Raw genomic sequence first — 26,885 nt, forward strand, 5'->3', positions numbered from 1 at the left:
CGGGGGCGGTCAGAAGCCCTCAGGTTCTAGGGTATGATGGACGGGTTGCTTCTTATGGGGGCATGGCGCAATTGGTAGCGCACCTGCTTTGCAAGCAGGGGGTTCGGGGTTCGAGTCCCCGTGCCTCCACCATAAGAAAGTCCCGGTCAGCGGAAACGCAGACCGGGACTTTTCGCTTTCCATCGCCACGCGTAACCAGGATCAAGGGGGGCTGCAGTGAACTTCTTCTTCGCGGCCCTGGGCGTCCTGGGCGTGGCCTCCTCAGGGCCCCTCGTCGCAGCCACCCTGGGCGCAACCAGCGTCAGCGCCCTTGCCATCGCCTTCTGGCGCAACGCCATCGGTGCCGCTGTCATGGCCACACCCACCCTGGTCCGCGAGCCGCGGCAGTTCGGCAGGGTAACCGGCAGGGAATTCCGCTGGTCGTCCCTGGCGGCCGTCGCCCTTGCCCTGCACTTTGCCTGCTTCATCACCTCACTCCAGCTCACCTCGGTAGCCGCCGCCACCGCCCTGGTGTGCTTGCAGTCAGCGTGGATCGCCGTGTTCCAGCTGTTCCGCGGCACCCGCCACCGGTGGCAGGTACTGGCCGGGCTGGGAATTGCCTTCGGCGGAGTGGTGGCGATTACGGGCTTTGATCTGGGGACCTCCCCCCGGGCCGTCACGGGCGATCTGCTGGCGATGGCCGGAGGGGCGCTTGCAGGCCTGTACACCCTGGCCGGAGGCAAAGCCCGGCAGAGCATGACCACCGGAACCTACACGACGCTTTGCTATGGGATGTGCGCCGCCCTTGTGGCTGTGCTGGCCCTCTGCGCGGGCCAGCCCTTATCCGGGTTCGAGCCGGCAGGGTGGCTTGGCATCGCAGCCATCACCGTCTGCGCCCAATTGGTGGGCCATACCGCCTTCAACCACCTGCTTGCCACCATGAGCCCGCTGATCGTTTCCATGATCATCCTCCTTGAGATCCCGGGGGCAGCGCTGCTGGCGGCGCTCTTCCTGCACGAGACCCTGCCGGCAGGCACTTATGCGGGACTCGGCCTCATTTTGGCGGGGCTGGCCGTCGTCGTCCTGGGCCAAAGAACCGGCAGGAACGGAAGGCGCGCAAGTGCGCCCCAGGAGGAACCGCCGTCGGAACGCCTCGCGGAACTGGGAACCGACTGAGCCCTACTGATCGACCTGAGGGCTACTGACCGCCGCGGCGCACTGGCTGGGCGGTGTTGACGGTGTGAATGGCCCTGAGGAGCTTGGCGGGGAAGTACACCGAGAAGAAGACCACCATGGGGGCCTTGAGCGCCATCTTCTTGACGTTGTGCGCCTTGTAGGTCCGGTCGAAGCGGGTGACGTAGTAGCGGTAGTCCCGCGGTGAATCCTCCAGGCGGCGCGCGGACATGCCGGACACCATCTGCGGCCAGTAGCGTACGGGAAGCTCATGGTCAGCCAGGTGCAGGGACAAATCGATGTCCTCGTGCATTTCGTCCTTTTCGTCCCGGCAGGTCTCCGGGCGGATGGTCTCCCAGGCGGTGGCACGCAGGGCCATGTTTGAGCCGAACAGGAAATGGTACTGGTGCTTGGCCAGCTTCAGCATGAGCTGGCGCATTTTGTCATCCGCCTTGAGCCCGAAGCGGCGCATGGGCATGTCGTAGTAAACCACGGGGCCGGTGGCAGCCTGGACGGACGGGTCCGCGAAAGCCTTTTGCACCTGCTCCACCCAGTCGGGTTCGACAATGGAGTCCGCGTCAATGCGCCCCAGGATGTCCCCGGTGGCGCTGTCCAGGCCAAAGTTCCGGGTGGGAATCAGCCCCTGCTCACGGTCCTGGCTCAGCAGGATAATGGGACTCTCCGGATACTCGAGCTGCATCTGGCGGACAATCTCAGCGGTCCGGTCTTTGGAAAGGTTGTCCACCACGATGATCTCGTGCGCAGGAACACTCTGGTAGATGGCGGCAATCAGGCACTGCCTGATGACGCTCTCCTCGTTGTACGCCGGGATGACGATGGACACGCGGAGCTGTACGGCTGCGTCATTCACGAAAATCCCCAGAGGATCGGTTGGCTGGCATCACTTCAAATCTAGCATCCGGGAGTTTCCTGCCCGCGGCCCGAACACAGGCACAGGAAAGGGGCCCCGCTGTCAAGCGGAGCCCCTTTCCTGTGTGGCGGGAAGACTAGGCCTGGCTGCCGCCGTTGTCCTCCTTGGTAGCGGACTTGGCGTCCTCGGCCACGTGCTTGGCCTTCTCAGCGGCGTCCGCGGACTTGTCCTTTGTACTCTCCGCAGCGTCACCGGCTTTGTCTGCTGCGGCACCCGCAGCAGAACCCGTTGCAGCTGCAGCTTTGTCGGCGGCCTCTGCGGCGGTGTCTTTGACATCGCTCACCGTGGTGGCAGGAACGGGGGCCGGAGTCGGCGTCACGGGGGAAGGAGTCTTCCAGGGGTCCTCCACCGGCTTGGATGCCTTCCATGCTGCAACACCCGCGGCAACGGCAGCTGCCACGACGCCGAACACCAGCCAGCCGCGCTTCTTTTTGGGCTCCGGCTGCGCCAGCTGTACGTCCACCGCGCGGCTTGCTCCGGCGGCGGCAGCCTTCAGCTGCGTTCCCGTTGCCTGCGCCTGTTCCTGGATGGCTTGGATGATGCCCGCATCGCCCAGCTTCTGCGCCATCGCGTCCACCCGGGACGGCGTGTTTTCCAGCGTGCGGTGAACTGCCTCTGAAGCCACTCCGATCTGGTCCGAGAGGCGGGGAAGGTACTCCACCACTACGCGGTCGCGGGCATTCAGGACAACAGGCGTTGCCTTGTCCAGGGCTTCGTGCAGCTTGGGCGAGGCGCCTTCGACGACGTCGTTGATCTTGGGTGCCAAGTGTGCCAGCCCGTCCTGGATCCGCGGAGTTACCGTGGCAACACCGTCAGCCAGGTTATGCGCTGCCGACTTCAGGCCTTCCTGGATCTTGGGAGATGCAGTATCCAGGCTCTGCTGGAGGCGGGGAACAGCCCAGTCCACAGCGGCTTCCACCCGCGGCGCCGCCCAATCCTTCGCGTTTACCACGGCACTGGTCACCGACTGCTCAAGGTCCCGGGCAATACGATCCGATTTCTTCACAACTACCTCCCGATTAATGTGACGGTTCTGTCGCTAGCCTACGTGCCCAGATCTTCGCGGGCTATTCACTCTGCGGATTTTAGGGGGATTTCACCCAACGCGGAACTGCCTCCGCAGCCGTGGCCGGCCCGGACCGGCATGGGAGAATGGGGCCTATGACTGCCATCGCAACCGCAAAAGCAACCATCCACACCAGCCTCGGCGACATCAAGGTCAACCTCTTCGGCAACCACGCGCCCAAGACGGTCAAGAACTTCATCGGGCTCGCCACCGGCGAGCAGGCGTGGACCCACCCGGAAACCGGCGAGGACAAAGCCGGCACACCGCTCTACAACGGAACCATCTTCCACCGCATCATCAAGGACTTCATGATCCAGGCCGGCGATCCCCTGGGCCGTGGAACCGGCGGCCCCGGCTACCGCTTCGACGATGAGATCCACCCGGAACTGAGCTTCAACCAGCCCTACAAGCTGGCCATGGCCAACGCCGGCATCCAGATGGGCAAGGGCACCAACGGTTCACAGTTCTTCATCACCACCATTCCCACGGACTGGCTCCAGGGCAAGCACACCATCTTCGGTGAAGTGGCTGACGAGGAATCCAAGAAGGTAGTCGACGCCATCGAAGGCGTCCGCACCGGCATGGGCGACCGCCCCGTTGAGGACGTCATCATCAACAGCATCGACATCGAACAGCTGTAACGCTCCACCATGAGTTACGGAATTCCGTCGGCCGAGCCGTCCGCCCAGGTCCCGGTTTGCCCGCGGCACCCGGACCGGCCGTCCTACGTGCGTTGCCAGCGCTGCGGGCGCCCGGCATGCCCCGACTGCCAGCGGGCGGCCGCCGTCGGATTCCAATGCGTTGACTGCGTCAACGAAACAAAACGTACGACGCCGGAGGTGCGGACCGTCTACGGCGGTGCCGTTGCCAGCGGGAAACCTTTGGTGACGTTCGCAATCATTGCGGTCTGCGCGGTACTCCAGGTCCTGCAGTTCATCATTCCCAATGAGGGTGTCTACCAGACCCTGGCCTTCGCCAACATCTACGCAGAACCCAAGTACGGCGAGTTCGAACCGTGGCGGATGCTCACCTCGGCATTCCTGCACTCCCCGGACAACCTGCTCCATATTCTGCTCAACATGTACACGCTGTGGATCTTCGGCCAGGCCCTGGAACCGATCCTGGGCCGCGTGCGGTTCCTGGCGCTGTTCCTTATCTCCGCCCTGGGCGGGTCCGTGGGGTATCTCCTGCTGACCCCGCTCTATGTCCCCGGCCAGCAACTCTTCGGGGTGGTGGGGGCGTCCGGGGCGATCTTCGGCCTCTTCGGCGCCATGCTGCTGGTGCAGCGGCAGCGCGGTGGCGACACCCGCCAGTTGTGGGTGCTGATCGCCATCAACGGGGTCATCGGCTTCCTGGTCCCACAGATCGCCTGGCAGGCGCACCTTGGTGGACTGGTCACCGGCGGCCTGTGTGCAGCCGTCATCGCCTACACGCCGCGTGGCCCCCGGCAGCCGCTCATCCAGGCGCTCGGCCTGGCCGCCGTCCTTGCACTGCTCATTGCCGCGAGCTGGCTCAGGGTGACGCTTTAGCCCTCTCCCGTTCTCCGAACGTCAGCTGCCCCTTCACCTTCGGGTGTGGGGGCAGCCTGCTTTTCCACACCCCTTATCCACAGTGTGCGTAACTTACACAGCTGTAGTTCCGGTGATAATGCCCGGTACGCTGGCGTTGTCGATGGTCCCGTTCCGGTGTCAGGGGCATTTCTCCACACCTGTGGATATCTATTGGGGATATCACTGTGTGTAAGTGGATAAGCGGCACGTCCAAGCCAGCGTTGTGGACAAGCAGGCCCGCGCCGGCCCGCTGCAACAGGAAACCACGGCTCGCCGTAGGGTTATCGACAGAGTTTTGCACATTGTTAATAAGTGACAGGGGTGTAGTTCAACGGCACGTTTATCCCACCGCAGTAGGGATGGGGCGGTTTTCCGGAAGGATTTCCACGCGGTTTCCCACAGCTGTGGATAACTTGTGGGTATTGCCATGTTGGTAAGTGGATGAGACCCGCGTCCGGGCCGGGTCCATCCTGCCTATGATGGTTGCCTGCCAAAGCCGTTCTAACCGACAAAGGACACCCGTGGGCGTTACCGAACACCTGTACCTGGACAAACAGCATCCGGCCCTGTGGAAGTCGATCAGCGGGTTGGGACTCAAGGTGCAGGAAGCTGCCGAAGAAGCCGGGTTGGGGCGGGGGCTGCTGGAACTGCTCAACGTGCGGATCTCGCAAATCAACGGCTGCGCTTACTGCCTGGACCTCCACGTGCGGCGGGCCGGGGAGGTGGGGGAAAGTGCCCAGCGGTTGGCGGTACTGCCCGCGTGGCGCGAGACCACGCTGTTCACCGACAAAGAGCGCGCTGCCCTGGCGTTGGCGGAGAGCATCACCGAATTGCCGGACCAGCGCGTGCGTGAGCATGCAGAAGCCTTCGCTCGGGAGTGCCTTTCGGCCGAAGAGTTCTCGGCCGTGAGCTGGGTGGCCGTGACCATGAATGCGTTCAACCGGGTATCCATCACCAGCCACCACCCCGTCAGGCGGGACCGGCCATAGCCTGCGCGACCTGCAGCCCTTCCGCAGGCGTGCAGCCGTTATCCACAGGTGTTCCACACTGTTAATAACGGCATGTGTGGGGTGGGTTTAGCCTCAGGAAGCTGCAATATGGGGATGGGCAGGGCTTCGCGTAGCAGAACCTTATGGTTTTCCACATTGTGGATAACCTTCCCAACAGCTGGGGATAACTGTAACGTCGCAGGCTGGCGGCCGGTGGGCTAGCCGGGCCAAATCCCCGATGAGCCCCGGCGGTGGCTGCCCAGGAGGTGGGTGTCCACCATGCCCACAGCCTCCATCAGGGCGAACATGGTGGTGGGTCCAACAAAGGAGAAACCGCGCTTCCGCAGCGCCTTGGAGAGGGCAACGGACTCCGCCGACTGCGTGGGGATATCCGTGACCTCCGTCGGCCTGGGGGTGCTGGAGGGGCGGAAACTCCATACGAAGTCGACCAGGCCGCCGTCCTTGCGGAGCTCAACGGTGGCCTGCGCATTCTTTACCGTTGCAAGAATTTTCAAACGGTTCCTGATAATGCCGGTGTCCTGCATCAACCGTTCCACGTCTGCGGTGCCGAACAAGGCGACAACGTCCGGATCGAAGCCGGCAAAGGCTGCACGGAACGCAGGACGCCTGCGCAGGATGGTGGCCCAGGAGAGGCCCGCCTGGAAGCCTTCCAGGCAAATCCGTTCGTAGAGGCCCTGCTCATCCGTGACGGGCAGCCCCCATTCCCGGTCGTAATACGTGCGCATGAGGGGATCCGCGGCGGCCCAGGCAGGCCGGGCAAGCCCGTCCTCGCCGATGATCACGCCGGTTGCATCGGGAGCCAGTGCAGTCCTCCTCGGTAGGGTCCCGGGGCGTGCTAGGAACGCCAGCGGGTGGTCATCAGGAACCCAACGATGGCAATGCCGAAGCCTGCCACGATGTTCCACGACTGCCAGGCCTGGACGGGAAAGCGGCCCTCGCTGATGTAAAACGTAATGATCCAAAACAGGCCGATAATCATGAGGCCGAACATCACCGGCTTGAACCACACTGGATTGGGCTTGTAGGCCTGCTGGGAAGCCGGCTGGGCGCTGGGGGCAGTCTTCTTGCGAGGCCTTGACTCGGGCACTGGCTCTCCTTGGCGGGCTGGGCAAGCTCGGCGTCCGCGGCTTGGTATCCTGCAAGAAGGAAATTGCCAGCGGTCTGCGCGATCTTGGTCAAATCTGGATTCTTACTAGCAGCCAATTCTAGCCGCAGTTGATGGGCAACCAGTGCCCAGGGTGAACGCCCGGAGGAGAACGCGTGGTATTGCAGGAGAAGGCGGGGGCCGCCACCGGGCCCGCCCCCCGTCGTGCCCTGCTGCGCGGCACGGTGCAGGTGCTGGGCGAGCTGTTGATTACCGCAGGCATCATCCTCCTGCTCTTCGTAGCCTGGCAGTTGTGGTGGACCAATGTGGAATCAGATGCCAAGCAGAGCCAGGTCATCAAGCAATTTGCCCAGGACCTGGGGACCCCGGCCCCGGCTCCTACCGCAACAGCCCATCCCGGTTCGCCTGCCCCTGAAGATTTCGGCAAGCCCGTCGTGGGAACCGCTCCCGGCCACGCGGGAACCATCGGCATCATGTATATTCCCCGGTTCGGTGCCACCTACACCCGCCCCATCGTGCAGGGAACCAGCCAGGACGTCCTGGACACCCTGGGAATCGGCCACTACAGCAATACGGCAATGCCGGGGGCCATTGGCAACTTTGCCGTTGCGGGACACCGCCAAACCCACGGCGCGGTGCTGGACAATATCCACACCCTGGTGCCCGGCGACAAGATCTACGTCCAGACGAAGGACGGTTACTACATCTACGTCTTCCGGAACAACCAGATCGTCATGCCCTCCCGCACCGACGTCCTGGATCCGGTACCCACCCAGCCCGGCGTCGCGCCCACCGAAAGCTACCTGACCATGACCAGCTGCAACCCCCGTTTCGGCGCGGAAGAACGCATCATCGCCTACGCCCTGCTGGACAGCTGGCGCCCTGCAGCGGCGGGACCGCCGGCTGAGATCGCCGCGCAGGTTGCGGCCGCCACCGGAAGGAGCTGACAGTGTACGCCTGGATATTCCGCCACCTCCCCGGACCGCTCTGGGTCAGGATCTCCATCTCGCTGGTACTGGTGTTCATTGCCCTGGTACTGATGGTCCAGTTCCTTTTCCCCTGGATGTCCCACTTCACCCAATTCACCGACTCGACGATTGGTTCTCCAGACCAGCCATGACCGCAACCAAGATCCTTGTAGTGGATAACTACGACAGCTTTGTCTACACCCTGGTGGGCTATCTCCAGGAACTCGGCGCCGAGACCACCGTGGTCCGCAATGACGACGTGACGCTGGCGGAGGCAATTGAGCTTGCCAGCACCCGGGACGGCGTCCTGATCTCTCCCGGCCCGGGCAATCCTGCTGAGGCGGGGGTCTGCATCGAGCTGATCAAGTGGTGCGGTGAGAACAGCGTTCCCATGTTCGGCGTGTGCCTGGGCCACCAGGCTCTGGCGGAGGCCTTCGGCGGGAAGGTAACCCACGCCCCTGAGCTCATGCACGGCAAGACATCCCAGGTGGAGCACGTCGGCACCAGTGTTTTCGCCGGGCTCCCCTCCCCCGTCACAGCTACCCGCTACCACTCGCTCGCGGCCGTCCGGGAATCCATCCCTGATGTCCTGGAGATCACTGCGCAAACGGCTTCTGGCGTCGTCATGGGTCTGCAGCACAGGACTGCCCCGCTGTGCGGAGTGCAGTTCCATCCCGAATCGGTCCTCACCGAAGGGGGGTACCAGATGCTCGGGAACTGGCTGGAGTCGCTGGGAATGAAGGGCGCGGCCGCCAGGGCAGCGAAGCTCAGCCCGCTGATCCAGCACTAGCCGGGACCAGCCCGGGCACAGGCTGTCAGCCCTTCCTGGTGGGCTTCGGCGTCGGGCTGGATGACGGCGTCGGGGTGTCCGTGGGGGAGGGTGTGGGCGCCGGTGCCTTCGCCACCACGATCGTGATCGTCTTTCCCTGGTCAACCGCCGCATTGGCGGGGTCGCTCTGGTCCGTGACTTTCCCCGGCTCCACCTGCGAGTTCTCCGCCTCAACCACCGAAGGGACCAGGCCCAGCTGCTTCAAGGCAGCCTCGGCCTCGTCACGGCCAAGGCCCCGCAGTTCCGGGACCACGACTTTGCCGGTGGAAACGATGAGCTCCACGCTGCTGCCAACGCCAACGCTTTGACCCGGGGCCGGGTTGGAGGTGATCACTATTCCGGCCGGTACCGTGGCACTGTTGGCGGTGGTGGTGGACGGTGATCCCACCAGGCCCACCTGGCGCAGGATGTCCCGGGCAGCCGCCTCCGTCTTGCCGGGAAGGACATCCGGAACCTTCACTGAGCTGGGCCCCTGGGAGACGTTGAGGACAACTTCAGCACCCGGATCCAGGGACGCCCCGGCTGCGGGGTCCGTCCCGATGGCGGTTCCCTTAGGCACGGTGTCGTTTGACGACCGAGCGATTTTGGGGCGGAGGCCCGCGTTATACAGTTCCTGCAGCGCCGCGGTTTCGGTCATGGCAGCCACCGACGGGATCTGGATCTTGGGCGCAGCCGGAACGGGACGGTTGACCGTCTGGTAGAGCCACAAGCCACCGCCGGCGAGGATCAGCAGGGTGAAGATCACCAAGGTGGCAATCCAGGCACGACGCCGTGACTTCTGATGGGTGGTCCGCTCGCGTTCCTGGGGGAAGCCGAGCGGGAGTTCATCGTCAGCTCCGTGCCCGTCTGCCAGCTCCAGCGGAGCCGCCGGGACGCCGTCGTCATGGAAAAGGCTGGTGGCAGCGAGGCGACCTGTGGGCGCCTCATCGGCGAAACCTGCCCCCGCCGCCCCGAAAGCCTCGGTGGGCGGCGCGGCCTCGGGGACATGGTCGTTGGGATCGGTGGGCGCCTCGGAAGCCGGGACGGGCGGTAGGGCCACGCCGGCCTTGGCGGCGCGGAGGGCCCGCCGGAAAGCTGCGGCATCCTGGAACCTGTCGTCCCGGTTTTTCTGCAGGGCCTTGGCCAGCACGGTGTCCAGCGCAGGTGTCACCTGTGGATTGAGGCTGCTGGCCGGCTCTGGAATTTCCCGGACGTGCTGGTAGGCCACGGATACCGGGCTGTCCCCGACGAACGGTGGCCGCGAAGTCAGCATTTCGTAGAGCAGGCATGCAGCAGAATACAGGTCGCTGCGGGCGTCCACGGTTTCGCCCCGGGCTTGTTCCGGTGAAAGGTACTGCGCCGTTCCCACCACTGCCTGCGTCTGGGTCATGGTGGCGGAGGAATCGGCGATGGCGCGGGCGATGCCGAAGTCCATGACCTTCACCGAATTGGCGCCCTGGCAGTACATCACGTTGGCAGGTTTGATGTCCCGGTGCACAATCCCTGCCTTGTGGCTGTACTCAAGGGCTCCGAGTACGCCCAGGCAGTAGTCAATGGCCTGGTCGATGGTGACATCATTGGCACGAATCAGATCGCGCAGCGTCTTGCCTTCAACGTATTCCATCACGATGTAGGGCACCCGCACGTCCTCGCCGCTGCCCTCATGGACCAGATGCTCGCCGGTGTCGAAGATGGCCACGATGGACGGGTGGTTCAGGGCCGCCACCGCCTGGGCTTCACGCTTGAAGCGGGCCTGGAACTGTGGGTCCCGGGCCATGTCCGGCCGCAGCAGCTTGATGGCAACGGTCCTGCCAAGGCGGGTATCGGTGCCCTTGTAGACGTCCGCCATGCCGCCGCGGCCAATGAGGTTGCCCAGCTCGTAGCGGCCGCTCAGGACACGCCGGTTGTCCACCGGAAGGCTGTCCTCCCGGTGCAACGGAGTGCGTGGTGACTCATTCACTGGTGATCCCGATGTTTACGGTGCGCAGGTCGGAGGCGTCCCAGGCGTCTGGCCGGCCGCGCAGGTTGGCAGGGGCGAGATGGGCGTGGGCCCCGCTACCGGGGACGAGGAGGTTGGGGCAGCCGTCGGTGCCGCCGTGGTGGGGGCAGGAGCCGGGGCGGTGGCGTAGACAACAGTGATCAAGGATCCCTTGGGCACCGTTCCGGTCGGGTTCAACTCAAGCACGGTTCCCGGGGCGGCGGAGGTGCTCTCCTGTGGGAGGACCGTTACCTGAAGCCCCATGGCGGCCAGGGCCGACTGCACCTGGCGGTAGTCCTTGCCCAGGTACGCGGCCGGAATCACGTTCACCGTGGCCTGTGTGGGCGTCGGCGTGGGCGTAGGAGTAGGGGTGTTCCGCGTTTGGGTAGGCGTAGCGGACGGAGTGGTCGGGGTGGGGAAGGCCGACGCCGTGGGCGTGCTGCTGGCCGTGGCGCTTGTCGTGGGGTTGCCGGCAGGCGAAAAGAGGCCTGCCTGGTTCAGGAGGAAACCCACGAGCGCAAACAGGAGCAGCAGGATCAGGGCGATCAGGGGCCATGTCCAGGGGCTGCGGCCCTTGCGGCGGGGCTCATCGGAGGGCTCGTCGTCGTACGTCTCGTCCTCTTGGTCCCAGTTCCGCTCGGCAGCCAATGCGTTGGCCCGGGCAAGTGGTCCCGGCGCACGCTCCGCACCATCGGCAGTCGCACCATGGGCACCGGCAGCCATTGCGGCGGCAGCGCCGGCCGCACCTGCCCCGAGCACCGGCAGGGCGGAGGTGGCGGTGGATGAATCCCGGTGGGTGCCAATGACACCGGTGGGGGCGGTGGCGGTGTCAACAGGGGCAGTGATGGGACCGGTGTCGGCGTCGAAAAGAAGCATGCCGGGCACAGCGGCACGTGCTGCGCTGATATCGCCGTTGCGGATGGCTTCAGCAGCTTCGGCCAACTTGATGGCATTGGCAGGACGGTCCTTGGGGTCCTTGGCCAGCATCGACATCAGGAGCGCGCGCACAGGAGCAGGCAGGGTTTCTGAAAGCGGAGGCGGTGCGTCGTTCACCTGGGCCAGTGCGATGGCAATCTGCGACTCACCGGAGAACGGCCGGTGGCCGCTGAGGCATTCGTATCCGATGACGCCCAGTGAGTAGATGTCCGAAGAGCCGGTGGCCGTCTGGCCGGTCGCCTGCTCAGGAGCCAGGTACTGCGCTGTACCCATGACCTGTCCGGTCTGCGTGAGCGGCACCTGGTCGGCCAGGCGGGCGATGCCGAAGTCTGTGACTTTGACACGGCCGTCGGGGGTGATGAGGAGGTTGCCCGGCTTGACGTCGCGGTGGACCAGGCCCTGGGCGTGGGCGACTGCCAGGGCGCGCGCGGTCTGGGCGATGATCGAGAGTGTCCGGTCCGGCGAGAGGACCTGTTCGTGCTCGATGATGCTGCTCAGCGGCTGGCCCGGGACCAGTTCCATGACCAGGTACGCCGAGCCCTCTTCTTCGCCGTAATCGAAGACGTTGGCGATCCCCACATGGTTCAGGAGGGCGGTGTGGCGGGCTTCGGCACGGAAACGCTGGAGGAAGCCGGGGTCACCCGTGTATTCCTCTTTCAGCACCTTGATGGCGACGATGCGGCCCAGGACGAGGTCTTTGGCCTTCCAGACTTCCCCCATGCCGCCGATCGCGATCCGCGTGGTCAGCTGGAATCTGCCGCCGAGGGTGATTCCCGTTGTAGGCCTCACTTATTCAACACCGCCTCAAAAATCTTCTTCGCGTTAGGACTGGTTAGCTTTGCGCCCGCGTAGATGTCTACGCCTTCCATGACGATCGTGACACTGACCTTGGGGTTGTCCGCGGGGGCGAACCCGGTGAACCACGAGTTGTTCAGGCCATTGCCCAGTTCGGCGGTGCCGGTCTTGCCAGCCACCTGGACGCCGGGGACTGCTGCGGACTTGGCGATGCCATCGGTGACCACGCTGGTCATCCATTCAGTGATCTGCTTGGCGATGTCGGGAGTGGTGGACGTCCTCAGCTGCGCCGGCTTGGGCTCGTCGATCACCCGCAGGTCCGGGGACCTCAGTGTCTTGACCAGGGTGGGCGCCATCTGTGCCCCGCCATTGGCGATGGCCGACGTCATCATGTTGACCTGCAGGGGAGTGACGCGGACGTCCTTCTGGCCGATTGCCGACTGGGCAAGGCCTGGTTTGTCCAGGTTGTCCGGGAAGCCGTTGCCCAGCGCATGGCCGAGCTTCAGCTGGTCCCCGACATCCTCGCCGAAGCCAAACTTCTTGGCCTGGTCCGCAATGGCGTTGCGGCCAAGGTCCAGCGCGATGCTGGCGAACGGGGTGTTGCAGGACTGCTGCAGGGCGAAAGCGAAGCTGGCAGTGTCGCGGGTGTAGCAGTTGCCGCCGGCATAGTTAGGCAGCTTGTACTGGATGCCGTCGAAGGGCATTTCGGCGGGGTTGGGCAGGACGCTGTCCTTGTTGTACTTCCCGGAGGCCAGGGCGGCTGCGGTGTCCACAAGCTTGAAGACAGATCCGGGAGCGAGGAGCTCGCCCGTGGGACCGCTGACGTTCTGGTTCAGGTTGATGCCCGGAACCTTGACCAGCTCGTTCATGTTGGCACCCTCGGCCGCAGGGTCCTGTGTGGCCACAAGGTTGGGGTTATAGGACGGCTTGGAGGCCATGGCCAGGATGGCACCGGTCTTGGGATTGCTCACCACGATCGATCCACGCTGTCCGTCCGGAATCAGGCTGTAGGCGAGTTGCTGGATCTGCGGGTCAATGGTGAGTTCCACCGATGCGCCCTTGGGCTGGTTGCCCAGGAAGAGCTGGCCCACCCGGTCAAGGAAGAGCTGGTCGGAGTTGCCCGCGAGTTCGGCGCCCATGGCCTGTTCCAGGCCGGTGGCTCCGTAGTTCTTCGAAAAGTATCCGGTGATCCCCGCGTACAGTTCAGGCTGGGCGTAGGTGCGCTGGAACTTACAGGTCTCGGATCCGGTGTCCACCGACTCGGCCACAGGGGTGCCGCCCACGATAATGGCACCACGGTCATTGCAGTAGTTCTGCAGGATGGCACGCTGGTTCAGCGGGTTGGTCTTGAGATCGTCAGCACCCACCACCTGTACGTAGCTGATGGCGCCGAAGATCAGCGCAAACATCGCAACGGCGGCGACCCAAGAATGACGTATCGCCTGGTTCATGCCTGCTTCACCGCCTCAGTTGGAGTATCAATTCCTGTTGCCGCAGCCGTTCCTGCCGGCGGAAGTGGTGTGGTGTCCACCGGGCCGCGCGCGGCATGGGAAATCATCAGCAGCAGACCCACGATGATCCAGTTGGCCAGCAATGATGATCCGCCGGCTGCAAGGAAAGGTGTTGTCAGACCGGTTAGCGGAATGAGCCGGGTCACGCCACCGATCACGACGAAGCATTGAAGGGCAACCGCGAAGGACAGGCCGCAGGCGAGCAGCTTGCCGAACGAGTCGCGCGTGCCCAGCGCTGCGCGGAAGCCCCGGGTGAAGAACATCAGGTACAGCAGGACGATGGCGAACAGGCCGATCAGGCCCAGTTCCTCGCCAAGGGAGGCGATGATCATGTCACTGTTGGCGAAGGGAACCAGGTCGGGCCGCCCCTGGGCAAGGCCGGTCCCCACCAGGCCACCGTTGGCCATGCCGAACAGCCCCTCAATCACCTGCCGGCTGCCGTTCTCGTAGACGTCGGGTGAGAAGGCGTTGAGCCATCCGTAGATGCGCTGCTGCACGTGGGAGAACACCTGTGCCGCCACGAAGCCGCCCCCAATGATCAGGGCCACGCCGATCACCACCCAACTGATCCGGCTCGTGGCCACATAGATCATGACGATGAACAGCCCGAAGAACAGCAGCGACGACCCGAGGTCCCGCTGGAAGACCAGCACGCCAATGCTGACCAGCCATGCGGTGATCATGGGGCCCATGTCCTTGAACCGTGGAAACTGCATGGGTCCGATCTTGCGTCCCGCGAGCAGGATGAGGTCCCGGTTCGATGAAAGATAACCGGCAAAGAATATAGCCAGGGTAATTTTTGCCACTTCACCCGGCTGGAACGTCATGGACCCAACCTTGATCCACACTTGCGCACCGAGGATTTCGCCGGCTCCGATCCCCGGCACGAGCGGCATGATCAGCAACAGAGCGGAGGCTGCAAGGGAGATGAAGGTGAACCGCCGCAGGATGCGGTGGTCTTTAAGGAAGAACACGACTGCAATGGAGACCGCCATCGCGAGAAGGGTCCAGCGCAGCTGGTTGTTCCCCGTGTCGCCGCCGGGAGGGTCCAGGCGGTGGATCATCGCCAGGCCCAGCCCGTTCAAGGCGACTGCGATTGGAAGTATTACCGGATCTGCATATTTAGCACGGAAGCGCAGTACGGCGTGGAACGCCAAGGCGGCGATGGCCAAGAGGCTGGACTGGAACCAGAAGTCGGAGTCGAACGCCTTTTCCTGGTCCACACCCACCAGCATGTTGGCGCCGATGCCCACCACCAGGGCCAGCAACAGCAGCGCCAGCTCGACGTTGCGGCGAGGCTTGGGCATAGTGCTTACCTGGCTCATTTGGCCGCCTCGCAGGTGATGGTGGGGGTGGGAGAGGGCGAAGGTGCCGGAGGTGCGGAGGCATTCGGGGCCGGCGGAGGAGCGGCGCTGGCAGGAGGTGCGCTGGGGGTTGGTGCGGAGGGAGTGGCTGAACCCGATGGCTTGGGGCACTCCTCCTCCGGTGACGTGGTTCCCGTGAGTTCGAGGTTCTTCACGATCCGCTGGGCGTCGTAGAGGTCATTGGCCGGAACCGTCTGGCGGACCCGCTGCTGCGAGAAGGGCGGCAGGGAGTCCATGCGGATATCAGTCACGGCTTCCAGGGAGGACAGCTGGATGGGCCCAAGCCTCTGGGATACGCCGTTGAAAATGGCCACGCGGGAATCGAACTCGCCCACGTAGTAGCGGGTCTGTGTCCAGGCGTAGCCGAGCCAGAGACCAACCGCCACCACAACCACCACGGCCGCCGCAACGGACCACGCAACCCAGCGGCGGGGCCGCAGCGGCACGAGGTTGTCCTCACCGTCGCCGGCAGGTTCAGCCTTATGGGTCAGAAGGGTAGCGGCGCGCCGGGCCACGGTACGGCCGGCCACGGTGGGGATTGATCCGGATTCGGCGGCGGCCGCAGCCGCCCCGACCAGTTCATGCGGACGGGAGGCGAGTTCTTCCCGAAGTACCTCAGCAGAAAGATGTTCCCCCAGATTGGGGTCCGTGCTGCCGGATTCCGTTGCTTGGCCGTCGCTGGTGTCCGCTTCAGCGTCCTGGTCGTTCCCGGTGGTACCGGCCTTCGCCGCGGCGCCGCTGCCATCCGCCGCAGTGCCGGCGGTCTCTTTATCCCCGGCGGGACTGGCGGGAGTGGTGGCGGAGGCCGCCGCGGCCGCACTTGACGCGGCAGCGGGTTTGCCGCCCTGGAGCGGGCGGACGACGTCGACGGCGGCAGTGCTGACGTCGTCGGGCGTTTCTTCCACGATGTCCACCACGACCACGGTGACGTTGTCCGGTGACCCCGCCTCCAGCGTCAGTTCAACCAGGGTTTCCGCGCATTCGTGCAGGTTATGCGTCTCCCGGACCGTCCGCTCCACGGCATGCCCGGCCACGTAGTTGAGCCCGTCGGAGCACAGCAGCCAGCGGTCCCCGGGCCGGGCGTCAAGGGTGTCCAGGTCGAGCTCAGGGCTGGCGTCCACATCGCCGAGGACCCGCATGAGGACGTTCTTGTGCGGGTGGGTTTCGGCTTCCTCGGGGCGCAGCCTGCCTTCGTCGATCAGGCGTTGGACGAAGGTATGGTCCACGCTGATCTGCTTGAATTCGCCGTCACGGAGGCGGTAGGCACGAGAGTCGCCAATATGTGCGAAGTGCAGTTTGCCGCCTGCAAGCAGGAGCGCGGTAACGGTGGTGCCCATGCCCGCCAGTTTGGGGTTGATGTGCACCAGTTCGGACAGCAGCGAGTTTGCCGTCTGGATTTCGTCGGCGAGGACTGTCCCGGCCTCGTCCCCGTGGTCGGGACTGTCCAGGTGGATCATGTCCAGGACGGTTGCGGCCGAGGCAACGTCACCGCCGGCATGCCCGCCCATGCCGTCCGCCACAACAGCGAGATGGCGGCCCGCGTAGGCGGAATCGTCATTTTTCGAACGGATCCGGCCGACGTCGGAGCGCGCCGCGAAGCGCATGATAAGGGGCCGCTCAGCCGGACTGGAGCCGGTTGCGGGGTTTTCAGGCACGGCCACGGTTACGGCCTCAATTCAATGACCGTCTTGCCGATTCTCACGGGTACCCCTGGCTCGACCGGCAGGGCACGGGTAAGTTGCTGGTCACCGAGGTAGGTCCCGTTGGTGGAGCCAAGGTCTTCGATAAACCAGCGGCTGCCCTGCGGGAAAAGCCTGGCGTGGCGGCCGGACGCGTAGTCGTCCTCCAGGACCAGTGTGGCTTCCTGGGCGCGGCCCAGCAGGATGGGACTGGCTGCCAGCGGCACGGTCCTGCCTTTGAGCGGACCTTCAACCACCACCAGTTGCCGCGCCTGCTGCTTCACCGGCTGCGGCGGTGCCTCGGCAAGTTCCGGGTTCCGCCGGATCTGCCGGGCCGTGGGTGCGCCGGCCGCGGCCTTCCGGCCCAGCATCAGGTCCCGGCGCATGGCGGAGACGATGCTGAAAATGAGCACCCAGAGGAGCAGCAGGAAGCCGAACCGCAGCGCGGTGATGGTCAGGTCGCTCATGCGTGGCCACCCGGGCTGGCAGGAAGCAGGCGGAAAATGATCTTTGTCCGTCCCATCGTGATGGTGGAGCCGTCGGTGAGTTCCGTGCTTCCGGAGACTTTCTGGCCGTTGACGTAGCTGCCGTTGGTGGAGCCGAGGTCCACTGCGCTGGTAACGCCGTTCGCCGTATGGATCTCAAGGTGGCGCCGGGACACGCCAGTGTCCTCGATGTGGATGTCTGCGTCGGATGACCGGCCCAGGATGATGGAGGGGGCGTTCAACGAATAGCGCTGGCCATCGATGTCCAGCACGGGCTGGAGCCTGACAGGCTGCCTGCTGGGAGCTGCGGGGACGTTCGGCCTGGGCTGCGGGGCGGCCCCGCCCTGGGACTTCTCGGTGGTGGAGGCAATCTCAAAATCCCCGGCGCGAAGCCCAGCATCCCGGCGGAAGGAGATCCGCACCGGGCCCTGGAGGATGTAGCCCTGGCTGCGCACATGGTTGATCACCACATCGCAGAGTTCCTCGGCCAGGGGAGTGCCCCATTCCTGGGCCCGGCCGAAGTCGTCATCACTGAGTTGGACATCGAAGACGTTGGGTACCAGGGTGCGCCCGGCCGCTACTGTGAGGGCCTTGTGGTCCACCTCCCGGCGGAGCCGGCTGGCGATTTCCACAGGTTCAACCTGGGCTTTGGAACCGGTGGAGAAGACGCCGCGGACGGCCTTTTCAATGCCACGTTCAACCTTGTCCAGCAGACCCATGGTGCTTCTCCTTTCCCCCCGGCTCCGGGGCAGTAGTTTGTTGCTGACCAGCACCTGCAGGGCAGTCCACCGCTGCGCGGTTGACCCGCCGGCAGTGCCCGCTCCTACATCCGATACTACTTGCCACCTCTGTGAATGGCCTTAATCCGCAACGGCCGGCCGCCCGCAAAAGCCCGATTCCGGCAGTGGCGTGGGCCGCCGGCACGCCATCCTGCTGCTGCCAATGGTCCTGCCCGGCCCCCGCTTCCTTACGGTTTCTGCGCACTCTGCACACTGTCACAGAGGGCTGGTGGAGGCCGATTGGTAATTTCCCGCTCATGTCCGTTATGCTTGATCTCGCTGCTTTTACGAGGCACGGATGCAGAAAAACGGTCCGGCTGAGTGGAAGAAGTTGCGCGCGAGTGGCGGAACGGCAGACGCGCTGGCTTCAGGTGCCAGTGTCCGAAAGGGCGTGGGGGTTCAAATCCCCCCTCGCGCACGCAGATGAAGGAGCCCCGGTCTTAGGACCGGGGCTCCTTTGCGTTTCCGGCATCTGACAAATTGCACCGCGGGCCGGACGTCGCACCCACGCGTTCCCTGGTGGTTTGTCCGCTGGCGGGTGCTTTGGCGCCTCGCCGTGTGTACGACGGCGGGGCGTCGCCCGGCAGGATGGGCGGCGGTTTGACCGCCATGGGATGATAGAGGGGATGACTTCCCCCACTTCTCCTTCTGGAAATCCTGTTCGCGCGCCCCGGGAAGCCGCCGGTGCCCGCCCGCAGGTCGTGCCCACCGCCGAGGGCTGGGAGCAGGCCCGTACCGTCGAAGGCCGTCCGCTCCTCCAGTTCGCGTCCCCCCGGGTAAAGCAACCGCCGGTTCACCTGGCCGACATGACCCTGGCGGAGCGCGGTGAAAAGTTGAAGGAGCTTGGCCTCCCGGCTTTCCGTGCCAAGCAGCTCTCCACGCACTACTTCCAGCACTGGACCGTGGATCCGGAGCGCATGAGCGACCTGCCCAAGGCAGGCCGTGAGGAGCTGGTCTCCCAGATGTTCCCGCCGCTGCTCACCGAGGTGCGGCGAAACCGTACCGATAAAGGGGACACCATCAAGTTCCTCTGGCGGCTCTTCGACGGGGCCCTGGTGGAGTCCGTCCTGATGCGCTACCCGGGCCGCATCACCCTTTGTGTCTCATCGCAGGCCGGCTGCGGCATGAACTGTCCCTTCTGCGCCACCGGCCAGGCCGGATTGACCCGCAACATGTCCACAGCGGAGATCGTTGACCAAGTGGTGGCTGCGAACCGCGTCATCGCGGCAGGCGAGCTGGGCCCGAAGGAGCACGACGACGAGCGGGTCACCAACATCGTGTTCATGGGCATGGGGGAGCCGCTGGCCAACTACAAGCGCGTGATGGCCGCCCTGCACCGCTTCGTGGACCCCTCGCCTGAAGGCCTGGGAATGTCGGCCCGGAACATCACCGTTTCTACGGTCGGCCTTGTCCCTGCCATCCGCAAGCTCGCGGACGAGGACCTGCCGGTCACATTTGCGCTGTCCCTGCATGCCCCCGACGATGAGCTCCGGGATGAGCTGATTCCGGTCAACAACCGCTGGAAAGTGGATGAAGCGCTCGACGCCGCCTACGACTACTACCGAAAGACAGGCCGCCGGGTCAGCATCGAGTATGCCTTGATCAAGGACATGAATGACCACCCCTGGCGTGCAGACCTCCTGGGCAAGAAGCTGAACCAGCGCGGACGCGGCTGGGTGCACGTTAACCCCATCCCGCTCAACCCCACCCCGGGGTCCATCTGGACTGCGTCGGACAAGGAAGTGGAACAGGAGTTCATTGCGCGGCTCCGTGCCACCGGGGTGCCCTGCACCCTCCGTGACACCCGCGGCAAGGAAATCGACGGCGCCTGCGGCCAGCTCGCGGCGGCCGAGAGCTAGGCGACTACCGGCCCCGCAGCGCCCCCAGCCCGGAGATCAAGGCCTCCAGTCCCATCCTGAAGGCCGTGTCCGCCGGGCGGCCCAGCTCCTGCGCGTTGGCTTCAGCGCGCCCACCGGAAGGATCCGCGTCCCGGGCCGAACTCCGCACCGCTGCGGTGAAATAGGGCGTGGCGCCGGCCATTGAACCCGACTCGAAGATGTCCTCCGGCGCCGTGACATCGTACGCAGACCCGAAGATGAACGACTCCAGCGCCACGATCGCGGGAACGATGCGCTCCTGCGGGAAGCCGGCGTCGGAAAAGCCTTTGCTGACGGTCTCATACATGGCCAGCGTCTGGGGCGCGTTTGTGACCGGCAGGACTGCAATGACGGGGATCAGCGGAGTGTGCTCCGCGAAGACGTTCCGGTAGCTCCAGGCCCAGGTGCGGACCGCGTCCTCCCAATTTCCGGCCGCGAAGGCTGAAACGTCCACGAGCGACATCAGATGGTCTTCCACCAGAAGCAGGACGTCCTGCTTTGAGGCCACATGGTTGTAAAGGGCGGACGGCGCCACGTCGAGGACCTTGGCCAGGGCCGCCATGGTCAGCCCTTCATAGCCTTTGCGGCTGGCCAGTTCCAGCGCTGCCGCCGTGATTCCCGACTTGTCCAGCACCGCCGCCGACGGGCGTCCGGCCCGCCTTTTTTGCCCTGCCCCGTTGCTGGTGGGGCGTCCCCGTGCGGCTGATACTGCCGGCATTGCTGCCCTTTCGTTGACGTCCCCTGCATTATTCCACCCGGTACTTCCGCTCCTGCCAGGCACCGGTTATAGTTCTAATAAATGAATGACATTCATTTAGTGGTTCCTGTCACGAAGGGCCGCAGAGAGGACATCATGCTGAACCTGAACCGCGACGTCGTAGTCGTTGGAGCCGGGCCGTCCGGACTCACGGCCGCCCGCGAATTGAAGAAGGCCGGCCTCACCGTAGCCGTGCTCGAGGCCCGCGACCGCGTGGGTGGCCGCACCTGGACGGACACGGTGGACGGCGCCATGCTCGAAATCGGGGGCCAGTGGGTTTCCCCGGACCAGACCGCCCTCCTGGAGCTGCTGGAGGAACTGAACCTGGAGACCTACCCGCGCTACCGCGACGGGGAGTCCATCTACATTGGCACCGACGGCTCACCCATTCGCTACACGGGCGACACCTTTCCCGTGGACGCCCCGACCGCCGTCGAAATGGACCGTCTTGTGGCCCTCCTGGACGGTCTCGCCGCCGAGATCGGACCAACAGAGCCGTGGGCGCACCCCAAGGCCCGCGAGCTGGACACCATTTCCTTCCATCACTGGCTGCGGCAGAACTCAACCAACGAGGAAGCCTGCAAGAACATCGGCCTGTTCATCGCCGGCGGCATGCTCACAAAGCCGGCGCACTCCTTCTCCGCCCTTCAGGCAATCCTGATGGCCGCCTCCGCGGGCTCGTTCACCCACTTGACGGACGAGGATTTCATCCTGGACCGGCGCGTAGTGGGCGGGATGCAGCAGGTCTCCCTGCTGCAGGCGCAGGAGTTGGGTGGCGACGTCGTCCTCAACTCGCCGGTGCGCACCATCAACTGGGAGCCGGACGGCGACGGCGGCCACCGCACCACCGTCGAATCGGACCGAGCCACGGTCAACGCCCGCTTCGTGATCATGGCCGTGCCGCCCAACCTCTACTCGCGTGTCTCCTATAACCCGCCGCTGCCCCGCCGGCAGCACCAGATGCACCAGCACCAGTCCCTGGGCCTGGTCATCAAGGTGCACGCCGTCTACAGCACCCCGTTCTGGCGCGATAAGGGCTTGTCCGGGACAGGCTTCGGCGCCGACGCCCTGGTCCAGGAGGTCTACGACAACACCAACCACGGCGACCCGCGCGGCACTCTGGTGGGTTTCATCTCGGACGAGAAGGCCGACGCCATGTTCGAGCTGTCCGCCGAAGACCGCAAAAAAGCCATCCTGGAATCCATCGCCGGCTACCTCGGTGAGGAGGCGCTGACGCCGGAGGTCTACTACGAGTCCGACTGGGGCTCGGAGGAATGGACCCGCGGCGCGTACGCTGCCAGCTACGACCTGGGCGGCCTCCACCGCTACGGCAAGGACCAGCACGCACCGGTTGGTCCCATCTACTGGTCTTCCTCCGACCTTGCGGCCGAGGGGTACCAGCACGTGGACGGGGCAATCCGCATGGGCCGCATCACGGCCGCCCGGATCGCCGAGGTGGCAAAGATTCCGGTGACCGCCGGCTGGTAAATAAGCATGCTTACTAATAGGCTGGCGGCGGGGAGCGTCCCCGACTTCAGACGAACGAGGTGAGGCATGACTGACGCCCAGAGCATCAGCAAGGTTACGGAGATCATCAACGATTCCAGGATCGGGATGGTCACCACCATCAACGAAGAAGGCGCCCTCGTCAGCCGGCCCCTGGCCGTCCAGGAGGTAAAGGACGACGGCGACATGTGGTTCTTCACGGGCCTTGGCACCTCCCAGGTTGCGCATGTCCGGGCTGATTCGCGCGTCAACGTCTCCTTTGGCAAGAACACCGAGTGGGTGTCCGTGGCCGGGACCGCACAGGTAGTCACGGACCGGACCAAAATCCGCGAGCTGTGGAACCAGGCCGTTGAAGCCTGGTTCCCGGACGGCCCGGACACCCCCGAGGTGTGCCTGCTGCACATCGACTCGGACTCCGCTGAGTACTGGACCAGCCCGGGCGGCACAGCCGCCACCGTCCTGCAATGGGTCAAGTCCAAGGTCACCCATGACCGGATGAGTGTCGGCGAAAGCGGCACCGTGGAACTGTAGTACGGACGGTGGGCGGGGCGGCTAAGGCTGCTCCGCCCCTTTCAATGCCTGCAGGACCGCCGGAAACAGCACCCCGCTCCGTCCCCACACCGGATCCAGGATTTCCACATACCAGGAATCCGCGAGCAGCAGGGCGAGGGCATCGTTGGTCTCCTCCGCCCAGTCCCGGATCTGTGCCTCCTCCACGGGACTCTCGCTGGAGCCAAGCACGGTAGTGATTTCAGCTCCTGCCAGCGTCACGGGGATGGCGGCGCTGCTGGCTTCGCCCGGCGCATGGCCAACGGAAACCAGCTCGGTGCGGGTGGACAGCGCCAGCAACTGGCCAGCAACCCCTGCACTGCAGAAACCGGTGACGTATTCACGCTGCGCCGCCCCCTCGGCGAGGATTCCCGGCTGCGATTCCTTGGTGAACAGTCCGTTGCGGTTCAGCCCGGCCAGCGCCGGGGCGATCGGCCTGGTCTCGTCGTCGAACGCGGCGGCCAAATGCCCCGGCTGATAGGAACTGCCGCCCTCCAGCCAGCGGGCGGTCAATTCACCGGCAGCCTCCAGGGTGGTGGCCTGCCGCCAGACCCCGCGGTCCTCCAGCAGCCGGCCGTACTCGTCATGGACCGGCAATTCCTCAGGCTTCATCCTGGGATGCTACCGCCGGCCTGCGGGGCGGCCGCAACCCGGCCGACACGGCACTTAACCTCAGGCACCCTGCTCCAAAGGCAGCGCGGACGGAATTCCCGCCGCCCGTTCGGCTGCCGCCAGGGACGCGGCCAGGCTTCCGACGGCCTCCGGGTAGCCCTGGTGTGCCGCCTCCCGCAGCCGGTCCGCCGTCCGCATGGCCTTGATCAGCGCAGACGTTTCAGGCAGCCGGACGTCGGTCAGCGCCGGATAATCGATGCTGTAGGCGGGATCAAGTTCGTAACGCCGCCACCGGACCATGAGTTCATCATGCTGCGCCCTGGCAGCCTGGTGGACTGAACGCTGCTGCCGCTGTTCACGCCGGGCGGCACGCCGGGCAAGGAACCTGGGGGTTGTTCGGTGGGCGGCAATTCCCGCAGCAGTGCCGGCCCCCGCCAGGACCAGTCCGGCCCACGGCGATACCAGTGCTGGGATCAACAAAGCGGGGATGGCCACGCAGGCGCCCAGGAAAAGGTCCCAGAACACCTGGTCCGGAGCTTCATCCGGTGAACTGCCCGCGGGAGCCAGCATCCGGCGTCGGACAACGAACACCGTGCCGGCCACGCTTGCCACCAACACCGGGCCGCACAGGAGCACCACCCAAGCGCCGTGGAACAGGGACTCAGCCATTGCCATCGCACACCTCCGGGCGCCATAGCCCCGGCCGGAAAGCCCGGGCTGGTCCTTTCCATTGGACCCCCTTCCAACAGGGGGGTCAATGCCCGGGTGCGCCGGAATAAAAGCACGCAGCCCGGGCATTTTGCTTTATATGGGCCTTCCACCCACAGGTCCATGGTCCTGTCCGGAAAGGAGGACGGTCATGGTAAAGATCGCAGTAGTGGCGGGCAGCACCCGACCCGGGCGGCACAGCAGGCAGGTGGCGGACTGGGTACTCAGGCGCGCGAGGGAACGCGGCGGTGCCACCTTTGACCTGCTCGACGTGGCGGATTTCAATCTTCCCCTCCTGGACGAGCCAATGCCGCCGTCCCGGGGCAACTACCAGCACGAACACACAAAACGGTGGGCCGCGGCCGTCAACGGGTTTGATGGGTACCTCTTTGTCACTGCCGAATACAACCACTCTGTGCCCGGCGCCCTGAAGAACGCGCTGGACTTCCTGTACGCGGAATGGAACAACAAGGCTGCCGGCTTTGTGAGCTACGGGAGCGCCGGCGGCATCCGGGCCGTGGAACACCTCAGGCTTATTGCGGCCGAACTCCAGATGGCCGACGTCCGGGCCCAGGTATCCCTGCCGTTCGCCACGGAGTTCCAGGGTTACGCAGCCTTCACCCCCTCCGAGACCGCGGAGCAGGCTTTGCAGGCATTGTTCGACCAGCTGATTTCGTGGTCGGCAGCCCTGCAGGCCGTCAGGGGCTGACGGGTACCGTGGAAGCATGCGAATCAAAATGTGCAGCATCCACGTCAAGGACCCCGCGGCCGCCCATGCCTTTTACACCGGGACCCTGGGTTTCGACACGCTCATGGCGATGCCTGAACACAACCTGTACATCATCAAGGATCCGGGAGCGGACGACAGTTCAGTTGGGCTGCTCCTGGAGCCCAGCGACAACCCGATCGGCGCGGACTATATGAACGCCGTGCGCGAGGCCGGGCTGCCCGCCATCGTTTTTGGGGTTCCGGACGTGCAGGCGGAGTATGACCGGCTTGTGGCTGCCGGCGTCAGCTTCAAGATCCCGCCCACCTCGGATCCGTTCGGTACCAGCGCCGTGTTTGACGACGGCTGCGGCAATTACGTGCAGATCCACCAGGACTAACGGTCCGCGATGCAACAGAAGCGTTGTTCGCGCATCCGGACCTTCAAGGCCCTGAGGGGCGGACAAGCTTCTGCAATGCGGCTGCGGGCTATCAGGCCTGGGCGCGGTCCTTCTTGGCCTGCTTCTTTGCGGCTTCCTCCTTGACCCGCTGGGCTTCGGCGCGGACGGCCGCGTGCGTGGCCCGCTCGGTGACCAGCCACTGTGGGGGAGCCTGGAGCAGCGCGGTGATCTCCGCCGTCGTCAACGCTTCCTCAACCCCGCCGCGGGCAAGGCCGCTGATGGAAACATTCAGCTTCTGGGCGACAACCGGGCGGGGGTGGGGGCCGTTGCGGCGCAGTTCCGCCAGCCATTCCGGCGGGTTGGCCTGGAGCTCGGCGAATTCCTCGCGGGTAATGGTTGAATCCTGGAACTCCTGCGGAGCTGCCGGCAGGTAGATGCCAAGTTTCTTGGCTACGGTGGCCGGCTTCATGGACTGGGAGTTTGCAGAGGTCATGCTTCAAGGGTATCCGGGCGGCGGGTACTGTGAAGACGTGCCCGCTGACGATTCCCCCACGACTGATGCCCAAGCCGCGCCTGAGGAGGCTGCGCCGCGGGTGCTCCGCATTACCTATGTGCCAGGGGTAACGCCGGGCAAGTGGATCCGCCGGTGGGAGGAACGGATGCCCAATATTCCCCTCCAGGCATTTATGGTCGACGACGGCGCCCAACTTGGCGGCCTCCGCGACGGCAGCGCCGACATGGGATTTGTCCGCCTTCCCGTGGAGCGGGAGGGTCTCAGCCTCATACCCCTTTATGAGGAGCAACCGGTGGTGGTGGCTCCGAAGGGCCACGAGATCTCGGTGTTCGAGGAAGTGGCCCTTGCCGACCTTGACCAGGAATCCTTCCTTGACGTCGCGGCCCTGGGCGGCCCGGAGGCTTCTCTGCAGGTGGTTGCTGCGGGCGCCGGGCTGGTGATCCTTCCCATGTCCGTGGCCCGCCACTTCAATGTCAAGGACACCGTGGTACGCAGGCTGACAGGCGCGGGCGGCACCGGGATTGCGCTGGCGTGGCCCACGGACGCCACCGACGAGGTGCTCGAGGAGTTCATCGGCATCGTTCGCGGGCGCACCGCGCAGAGCTCGCGCCAGCCCTCCGCCCAGCCGGCAACGGTGAAGAAGGAGCCCAAGCCCGACCGCAGGGGGACCGGCACCAAAAAAGGCCCCAAGGTGGCGCAGCGGTACGCGCCCAACCCGGACAAGGGCCGCGGACGGGGTTCACGGAAAAAGGGGAAACGCTAGCCCCGTCTTCGGGCAGCAGTGAAGCCGGCCCGCAGGGTGCGGAACCGGCTTCGCTGGTGTTACTGGCTAGCCACGCAGGCTAGGTGTTTTGGATGTTGTCTTTGGCGTCTGTGGCGTGGTCTTTGACGTCGGTGGCGGCTTGTTGGCCTTCGGTTTTGACGTTTTGGGTGGCGTCGGTGGCGGTTGCTTTGACGTTTTCCATGGCGTCCTGGGCGGGTTCCTTGAGGTCCTGGGCGACGGTTTTGGCGGCGTCGGTGACCTGGGTTGCCAGGGGTTGGGCTGCGGTTTTGAGTTGGTCCGCGGCTTCGCGTTCTTTCTCGCTGGCCGGGATCAGGGAGGAGATCAGCATGCCGGCGCCGAAGGCGATGAGTCCGGC

The 26,885-nt window shown here is 65.0% G+C and carries 28 protein-coding genes, 2 tRNA genes and 1 pseudogene; 15 read left to right on the forward strand and 16 right to left on the reverse strand.

Annotated elements, in window-relative coordinates; all coding sequences use genetic code 11:
- Positions 1-56 precede the first annotated feature (56 nt).
- Positions 57-132, forward strand: a tRNA-Ala gene (locus tag AB0313_RS10875).
- A gap of 84 nt (positions 133-216) precedes the next feature.
- Complete coding sequence (locus AB0313_RS10880) at positions 217-1,155, forward strand: DMT family transporter (RefSeq protein ID WP_366305484.1); 939 nt, start codon at positions 217-219, stop codon at positions 1,153-1,155.
- A gap of 22 nt (positions 1,156-1,177) precedes the next feature.
- Here AB0313_RS10880 and AB0313_RS10885 read toward each other — a convergent pair whose 3' ends face one another.
- Together AB0313_RS10885 and AB0313_RS10890 are read right to left on the reverse strand one after the other, a co-directional pair.
- Complete coding sequence (locus AB0313_RS10885; protein ID WP_307305042.1) at positions 1,178-2,023, reverse strand: glycosyltransferase family 2 protein; 846 nt, start codon at positions 2,021-2,023, stop codon at positions 1,178-1,180.
- A 136-nt stretch (positions 2,024-2,159) separates the two neighbouring features.
- Positions 2,160-3,089 (reverse strand): hypothetical protein, encoded by a 930-nt coding sequence (locus AB0313_RS10890; RefSeq protein WP_366305486.1) that lies wholly within the window; start codon positions 3,087-3,089, stop codon positions 2,160-2,162.
- Between the two features lie 155 nt (positions 3,090-3,244).
- On the opposite strand from AB0313_RS10890, the gene AB0313_RS10895 reads away from it, so the two are divergent.
- The 3 genes from AB0313_RS10895 (at position 3,245) to AB0313_RS10905 (ending at position 5,688) form a co-directional block, all read left to right on the forward strand.
- Entirely contained in the window at positions 3,245-3,790 is a 546-nt protein-coding gene (locus AB0313_RS10895) for a peptidylprolyl isomerase (RefSeq protein ID WP_307305048.1), read from the forward strand.
- Between the two features lie 9 nt (positions 3,791-3,799).
- The gene (locus tag AB0313_RS10900; protein ID WP_141944789.1) at positions 3,800-4,678 is read left to right on the forward strand and encodes a rhomboid family intramembrane serine protease; all 879 of its coding nucleotides are present in this window, start codon (positions 3,800-3,802) and stop codon (positions 4,676-4,678) included.
- Between the two features lie 542 nt (positions 4,679-5,220).
- Positions 5,221-5,688, forward strand: coding sequence for a carboxymuconolactone decarboxylase family protein (locus AB0313_RS10905; RefSeq protein WP_366305489.1), 468 nt, complete (start codon positions 5,221-5,223; stop codon positions 5,686-5,688).
- A gap of 218 nt (positions 5,689-5,906) precedes the next feature.
- On the opposite strand, the gene AB0313_RS10910 is transcribed toward AB0313_RS10905, so the two are convergent.
- Complete coding sequence (locus AB0313_RS10910; RefSeq protein WP_366305518.1) at positions 5,907-6,512, reverse strand: DNA-3-methyladenine glycosylase I; 606 nt, start codon at positions 6,510-6,512, stop codon at positions 5,907-5,909.
- A gap of 32 nt (positions 6,513-6,544) precedes the next feature.
- A complete protein-coding gene (locus AB0313_RS10915; RefSeq protein WP_141944788.1) occupies positions 6,545-6,796 on the reverse strand; it encodes a cell division protein CrgA in 252 nt (83 codons plus the stop codon).
- 173 nt (positions 6,797-6,969) lie between these two features.
- Between AB0313_RS10915 and AB0313_RS10920 the strand changes: the two genes are divergently transcribed.
- The 3 genes from AB0313_RS10920 to AB0313_RS10930 are packed head-to-tail and all read left to right on the forward strand — an operon-like array spanning position 6,970 to position 8,572.
- Positions 6,970-7,761 carry a class E sortase gene (locus tag AB0313_RS10920; RefSeq protein WP_307305056.1) on the forward strand — a complete coding sequence of 264 codons (792 nt, stop codon included), beginning with the start codon at positions 6,970-6,972 and terminating at the stop codon, positions 7,759-7,761.
- Positions 7,762-7,763: 2 nt separating this feature from the next.
- Positions 7,764-7,934: a hypothetical protein gene (locus AB0313_RS10925; RefSeq protein ID WP_366305491.1), complete on the forward strand. Its 171-nt coding sequence runs from the start codon at positions 7,764-7,766 to the stop codon at positions 7,932-7,934.
- Positions 7,931-8,572: an aminodeoxychorismate/anthranilate synthase component II gene (locus AB0313_RS10930; protein ID WP_141944784.1), complete on the forward strand. Its 642-nt coding sequence runs from the start codon at positions 7,931-7,933 to the stop codon at positions 8,570-8,572. Before AB0313_RS10925 ends, AB0313_RS10930 begins: the two co-directional genes overlap by 4 nt.
- A 25-nt stretch (positions 8,573-8,597) precedes the next feature.
- Here the strand turns inward: AB0313_RS10930 and pknB are convergent, their stop codons facing one another.
- The 7 genes from pknB to AB0313_RS10965 are packed head-to-tail and all read right to left on the reverse strand — an operon-like array spanning position 8,598 to position 18,057.
- Positions 8,598-10,550, reverse strand: a complete 1,953-nt coding sequence (pknB, locus tag AB0313_RS10935; RefSeq protein WP_174237554.1) for a Stk1 family PASTA domain-containing Ser/Thr kinase — start codon at positions 10,548-10,550, stop codon at positions 8,598-8,600.
- A gap of 15 nt (positions 10,551-10,565) precedes the next feature.
- Positions 10,566-12,293, reverse strand: coding sequence for a protein kinase (locus AB0313_RS10940; RefSeq protein WP_366305494.1), 1,728 nt, complete (start codon positions 12,291-12,293; stop codon positions 10,566-10,568).
- Entirely contained in the window at positions 12,290-13,750 is a 1,461-nt protein-coding gene (locus tag AB0313_RS10945; RefSeq protein WP_307305063.1) for a penicillin-binding protein 2, read from the reverse strand. Before AB0313_RS10945 ends, AB0313_RS10940 begins: the two co-directional genes overlap by 4 nt.
- Positions 13,747-15,135: an FtsW/RodA/SpoVE family cell cycle protein gene (locus AB0313_RS10950; RefSeq protein WP_141944778.1), complete on the reverse strand. Its 1,389-nt coding sequence runs from the start codon at positions 15,133-15,135 to the stop codon at positions 13,747-13,749. Before AB0313_RS10950 ends, AB0313_RS10945 begins: the two co-directional genes overlap by 4 nt.
- Positions 15,132-16,835 (reverse strand): protein phosphatase 2C domain-containing protein, encoded by a 1,704-nt coding sequence (locus AB0313_RS10955; protein ID WP_141944776.1) that lies wholly within the window; start codon positions 16,833-16,835, stop codon positions 15,132-15,134. Before AB0313_RS10955 ends, AB0313_RS10950 begins: the two co-directional genes overlap by 4 nt.
- Before the next feature lie 2 nt (positions 16,836-16,837).
- Entirely contained in the window at positions 16,838-17,320 is a 483-nt protein-coding gene (locus tag AB0313_RS10960; RefSeq protein ID WP_141944774.1) for an FHA domain-containing protein, read from the reverse strand.
- Positions 17,317-18,057, reverse strand: a complete 741-nt coding sequence (locus tag AB0313_RS10965) for a DUF3662 and FHA domain-containing protein (protein WP_366305497.1) — start codon at positions 18,055-18,057, stop codon at positions 17,317-17,319. Before AB0313_RS10965 ends, AB0313_RS10960 begins: the two co-directional genes overlap by 4 nt.
- 395 nt (positions 18,058-18,452) lie before the next feature.
- Here AB0313_RS10965 and AB0313_RS10970 point away from each other — a divergent pair.
- Positions 18,453-18,535, forward strand: a tRNA-Leu gene (locus AB0313_RS10970).
- A 208-nt stretch (positions 18,536-18,743) separates the two neighbouring features.
- Positions 18,744-19,976: a 23S rRNA (adenine(2503)-C(2))-methyltransferase RlmN gene (rlmN, locus tag AB0313_RS10975; protein ID WP_366305499.1), complete on the forward strand. Its 1,233-nt coding sequence runs from the start codon at positions 18,744-18,746 to the stop codon at positions 19,974-19,976.
- 4 nt (positions 19,977-19,980) lie between these two features.
- Here the strand turns inward: rlmN and AB0313_RS10980 are convergent, their stop codons facing one another.
- Complete coding sequence (locus AB0313_RS10980) at positions 19,981-20,712, reverse strand: TetR/AcrR family transcriptional regulator C-terminal domain-containing protein (RefSeq protein ID WP_366305501.1); 732 nt, start codon at positions 20,710-20,712, stop codon at positions 19,981-19,983.
- Between the two features lie 81 nt (positions 20,713-20,793).
- Here AB0313_RS10980 and AB0313_RS10985 point away from each other — a divergent pair, with 81 nt between their 5' ends.
- Together AB0313_RS10985 and AB0313_RS10990 are read left to right on the forward strand one after the other, a co-directional pair.
- Positions 20,794-22,239 (forward strand): NAD(P)/FAD-dependent oxidoreductase, encoded by a 1,446-nt coding sequence (locus tag AB0313_RS10985; RefSeq protein ID WP_366305503.1) that lies wholly within the window; start codon positions 20,794-20,796, stop codon positions 22,237-22,239.
- Between the two features lie 66 nt (positions 22,240-22,305).
- Positions 22,306-22,788: a pyridoxamine 5'-phosphate oxidase family protein gene (locus AB0313_RS10990; RefSeq protein ID WP_141944765.1), complete on the forward strand. Its 483-nt coding sequence runs from the start codon at positions 22,306-22,308 to the stop codon at positions 22,786-22,788.
- A gap of 21 nt (positions 22,789-22,809) precedes the next feature.
- On the opposite strand, the gene AB0313_RS10995 is transcribed toward AB0313_RS10990, so the two are convergent.
- Together AB0313_RS10995 and AB0313_RS11000 are read right to left on the reverse strand one after the other, a co-directional pair.
- Entirely contained in the window at positions 22,810-23,418 is a 609-nt protein-coding gene (locus AB0313_RS10995; RefSeq protein ID WP_141944763.1) for a hypothetical protein, read from the reverse strand.
- Positions 23,419-23,478: 60 nt separating this feature from the next.
- Complete coding sequence (locus AB0313_RS11000) at positions 23,479-24,087, reverse strand: hypothetical protein (protein ID WP_366305506.1); 609 nt, start codon at positions 24,085-24,087, stop codon at positions 23,479-23,481.
- Positions 24,088-24,277: 190 nt separating this feature from the next.
- On the opposite strand from AB0313_RS11000, the gene AB0313_RS11005 reads away from it, so the two are divergent.
- Both AB0313_RS11005 and AB0313_RS11010 read left to right on the forward strand, forming a co-directional pair.
- Positions 24,278-24,835: an NAD(P)H-dependent oxidoreductase gene (locus tag AB0313_RS11005; RefSeq protein ID WP_366305508.1), complete on the forward strand. Its 558-nt coding sequence runs from the start codon at positions 24,278-24,280 to the stop codon at positions 24,833-24,835.
- Positions 24,836-24,851: 16 nt separating this feature from the next.
- Positions 24,852-25,232, forward strand: a complete 381-nt coding sequence (locus AB0313_RS11010) for a VOC family protein (protein WP_141944757.1) — start codon at positions 24,852-24,854, stop codon at positions 25,230-25,232.
- Positions 25,233-25,323: 91 nt separating this feature from the next.
- On the opposite strand, the gene AB0313_RS11015 is transcribed toward AB0313_RS11010, so the two are convergent.
- A complete protein-coding gene (locus AB0313_RS11015; RefSeq protein ID WP_141944755.1) occupies positions 25,324-25,725 on the reverse strand; it encodes a DUF5997 family protein in 402 nt (133 codons plus the stop codon).
- Here AB0313_RS11015 and AB0313_RS11020 point away from each other — a divergent pair.
- The gene (locus AB0313_RS11020; protein ID WP_366305520.1) at positions 25,688-26,509 is read left to right on the forward strand and encodes a LysR family substrate-binding domain-containing protein; all 822 of its coding nucleotides are present in this window, start codon (positions 25,688-25,690) and stop codon (positions 26,507-26,509) included. The two genes, AB0313_RS11015 and AB0313_RS11020, sit on opposite strands and share 38 nt — an antisense overlap.
- A 79-nt stretch (positions 26,510-26,588) precedes the next feature.
- On the opposite strand, the pseudogene AB0313_RS11025 reads toward AB0313_RS11020, so the two are convergent.
- A pseudogene (locus tag AB0313_RS11025) lies at positions 26,589-26,885 on the reverse strand (hypothetical protein); the annotation flags it as partial.

This window comes from Pseudarthrobacter sp. NPDC080039 (assembly GCF_040702335.1).
Classification (GTDB): domain Bacteria; phylum Actinomycetota; class Actinomycetes; order Actinomycetales; family Micrococcaceae; genus Arthrobacter; species Arthrobacter enclensis_A.

Excerpts from the sequence above, each read along its gene's own strand:
- AB0313_RS10895 (WP_307305048.1), top strand. The coding sequence starts at position 3,245 with ATGACTGCCATCGCAACCGCAAAAGCAACCATCCACACCAGCCTCGGC.
- AB0313_RS10900 (WP_141944789.1), top strand. The coding sequence starts at position 3,800 with ATGAGTTACGGAATTCCGTCGGCCGAGCCGTCCGCCCAGGTCCCGGTT.
- AB0313_RS10930 (WP_141944784.1), top strand. The coding sequence starts at position 7,931 with ATGACCGCAACCAAGATCCTTGTAGTGGATAACTACGACAGCTTTGTC.
- AB0313_RS10945 (WP_307305063.1), bottom strand. The coding sequence starts at position 13,750 with ATGAACCAGGCGATACGTCATTCTTGGGTCGCCGCCGTTGCGATGTTT.
- AB0313_RS10950 (WP_141944778.1), bottom strand. The coding sequence starts at position 15,135 with ATGAGCCAGGTAAGCACTATGCCCAAGCCTCGCCGCAACGTCGAGCTG.
- AB0313_RS10960 (WP_141944774.1), bottom strand. The coding sequence starts at position 17,320 with ATGAGCGACCTGACCATCACCGCGCTGCGGTTCGGCTTCCTGCTGCTC.
- AB0313_RS10965 (WP_366305497.1), bottom strand. The coding sequence starts at position 18,057 with ATGGGTCTGCTGGACAAGGTTGAACGTGGCATTGAAAAGGCCGTCCGC.
- rlmN (WP_366305499.1), top strand. The coding sequence starts at position 18,744 with ATGACTTCCCCCACTTCTCCTTCTGGAAATCCTGTTCGCGCGCCCCGG.
- AB0313_RS10980 (WP_366305501.1), bottom strand. The coding sequence starts at position 20,712 with ATGCCGGCAGTATCAGCCGCACGGGGACGCCCCACCAGCAACGGGGCA.
- AB0313_RS10985 (WP_366305503.1), top strand. The coding sequence starts at position 20,794 with ATGAATGACATTCATTTAGTGGTTCCTGTCACGAAGGGCCGCAGAGAG.
- AB0313_RS10990 (WP_141944765.1), top strand. The coding sequence starts at position 22,306 with ATGACTGACGCCCAGAGCATCAGCAAGGTTACGGAGATCATCAACGAT.
- AB0313_RS10995 (WP_141944763.1), bottom strand. The coding sequence starts at position 23,418 with ATGAAGCCTGAGGAATTGCCGGTCCATGACGAGTACGGCCGGCTGCTG.
- AB0313_RS11000 (WP_366305506.1), bottom strand. The coding sequence starts at position 24,087 with ATGGCTGAGTCCCTGTTCCACGGCGCTTGGGTGGTGCTCCTGTGCGGC.
- AB0313_RS11005 (WP_366305508.1), top strand. The coding sequence starts at position 24,278 with ATGGTAAAGATCGCAGTAGTGGCGGGCAGCACCCGACCCGGGCGGCAC.
- AB0313_RS11010 (WP_141944757.1), top strand. The coding sequence starts at position 24,852 with ATGCGAATCAAAATGTGCAGCATCCACGTCAAGGACCCCGCGGCCGCC.
- AB0313_RS11015 (WP_141944755.1), bottom strand. The coding sequence starts at position 25,725 with ATGACCTCTGCAAACTCCCAGTCCATGAAGCCGGCCACCGTAGCCAAG.